At 70.6% G+C, this 2,011-nt stretch carries 2 protein-coding genes and 1 pseudogene; 1 reads left to right on the forward strand and 2 read right to left on the reverse strand.

The genetic code is table 11. The annotated features are described in order from the left end of the window. Positions 1 to 267 (forward strand): annotated as a pseudogene (locus CHC08_RS47740) (inositol-3-phosphate synthase); the annotation flags it as partial. Positions 268 to 395: 128 nt separating this feature from the next. Here the strand turns inward: CHC08_RS47740 and CHC08_RS47745 are convergent. Together CHC08_RS47745 and CHC08_RS47750 are read right to left on the reverse strand one after the other, a co-directional pair. Further along, the gene (locus CHC08_RS47745) at positions 396 to 1,154 is read right to left on the reverse strand and encodes a 4'-phosphopantetheinyl transferase family protein (protein WP_179282662.1); all 759 of its coding nucleotides are present in this window, start codon (positions 1,152 to 1,154) and stop codon (positions 396 to 398) included. A gap of 125 nt (positions 1,155 to 1,279) precedes the next feature. Further along, on the reverse strand, positions 1,280 to 2,011 hold a 732-nt coding region (locus CHC08_RS47750; RefSeq protein ID WP_218825859.1), incomplete at its 5' end, for a hypothetical protein.

Here is a 2,011-nt window from a genome sequence, read left to right on the forward strand (position 1 = left end):
AAGTGGGCCTACGTCCGCCTGGAGGGCAAGTCCTTCGGCGACACCCCGCTGAACCTGGAGTACAAGCTGGAGGTCTGGGACTCCCCCAACTCCGCGGGGGTCATCATCGACGCGGTCCGCGCCGCCAAGATCGCTCTGGACCGGGGCGTCGCCGGCCCGATCCTGTCGGCCTCCTCCTATTTCATGAAGTCGCCGCCGGAGCAGTACTCCGACGACGAGGCCCGTGACTACGTGGAGAGGTTCATCCGCGGCGAGGTCGAGCGCTGAACCGGAGGGCTCACGACCCCTGAGACTCCACGCACGATGAAGGCCCTGAGTTTGCGCAGATCACAGACTCAGGGCCTTTCGTATCCGCCTCCTGAGCGGGCCCGTGACACGTCCCCGGTGGCCCGGCCTCAGAGGCGGTGGTCATGTGCGACGATCTCGTACGACCTGGCGCCCGCCACCGCCACCGACGCGGCGAAACCGCGCGGGACCTCGACGTCGCCGACCAGCCAGTGGCCCGGCAGGCCCTCCCGGGGATCGCTGACCAGCCACGGGGTCGTGAGCTCCCGGCCCGCCGGTCCTTCCGCCCCGTCACACGCCGGGCCGGAACCGGCCACGGGCAGGCGAAGTCCCTGGGAGAGGCGGCCGCCGGCGGCCTTGACGCAGGCCTCCTTACGGGTCCAGAGACGGGCGAAGACAGAGGCAGGGTCGCTCGCGGCCACCGCGACTCCCCCTGTGGGGGCACCCACCCGGGCGTATCCCCCTTCTCTGACCAGAGCTTCTCTGACCAGAGCGCTCTCGTCGGGAGGGAAGAAGCGAGCGGCGAACGCCGTCGCGTCGAACGCCGGGCGGATCACCTCGACGTCCACCCCGACGGCACGGCCCCCGGCCACCGCGAGCAGCGCGAGCTCGCCGGAGTGGGAGAGGTTCGTCTCCAGCCCGGGATGACCCACCAGCTCAGGCTTGCCGTACGCGCCGATGCTCCACCGCAGCCCCCGCGGTGGAGTGGACAACAGCTCGCCGAGGATCAGCCGGACCGCACCGTGCGCGGCGACATAGCGCCGTCGCGCCTGTTCGAGGACGAACCCGTCGGCCCGCCGACGCTCTCGGCCGTCGAGAAGAGGAAGCAACCGCTCCACCGGGGAGACGTCCAGCGGGATGCGCCACACGTGCACCACCCCCGGATCCGGCGGGACGCGCCACGCGTGCGCCGCCGGGTCCGCCGGGATCGAGAGTCCGGGCGGACCCGGCGGGTGCCGCGGACCCGCCGTGGACATCGGGACCGAGCGGAGGCTCACCGAGCGGGCAGGCCGCTCACCGCGGCGATCTCGTCGAGATTCACCTCGCGGCTGACCAGCTCCACGAGCAGGCGTTCCAGGCCCATCAGAAACGCCTTGATAACGGCGGGAGGTATGTAGAGAGTGTCGGCGATCAGGCTGAACCTGAGCATCTCGGGCTCCCCGAAGACGTCGAAGGCCTCCAGGAAGAATTTCACGCTGTCCTCGTTGGTGCGGTCCTCCCAGCTGAAGACCGTGGAGGCCATCTCCGCCTTCAGCCCCTCCTCGGTGGGACGGAAGCCCTTGGTCGGGTTCTGGGTGCTTGCCCACAGGTCGTTGAAATAGCAGGACAGATCGATCTCCACGCCACGCTCGCGGCTCGCCTCCCGCACCAGCTCCGCGGCACGGGCCGGGTCGAACTGGCCGTGCCGGTAGGCGCCCATGGCGGCCGACCAGGTGGTCCTGACCGCGTCCTCGAAGGATTCGCCGCGGAGGTCGACGGTGGCGAGCACCTCCTGGGTGAGGTTGCCGATGGCGTAGCGCAGCTGGGGGGTGAACCGGTTGCCGACGACGAGCTGGACGGCGCAGGTGGACAGACCGTTGAGGCTGCCGAGCATCGCGGCGGTGGTGGCGAGCAGCACCACCGAGGTGGTGGTCCGGTAGCGCTCCGCGAGCGTGTGCAGGGCGGGCGGGATCGCCCGGGAGGTCAGCCCGCCGCGCCAGTAACGCGGGGAGGGCACGGTCTCGGT

It is taken from the genome of Streptosporangium subroseum (assembly GCF_900188345.1).
GTDB classification, from domain to species: Bacteria; Actinomycetota; Actinomycetes; order Streptosporangiales; family Streptosporangiaceae; genus Streptosporangium; species Streptosporangium subroseum.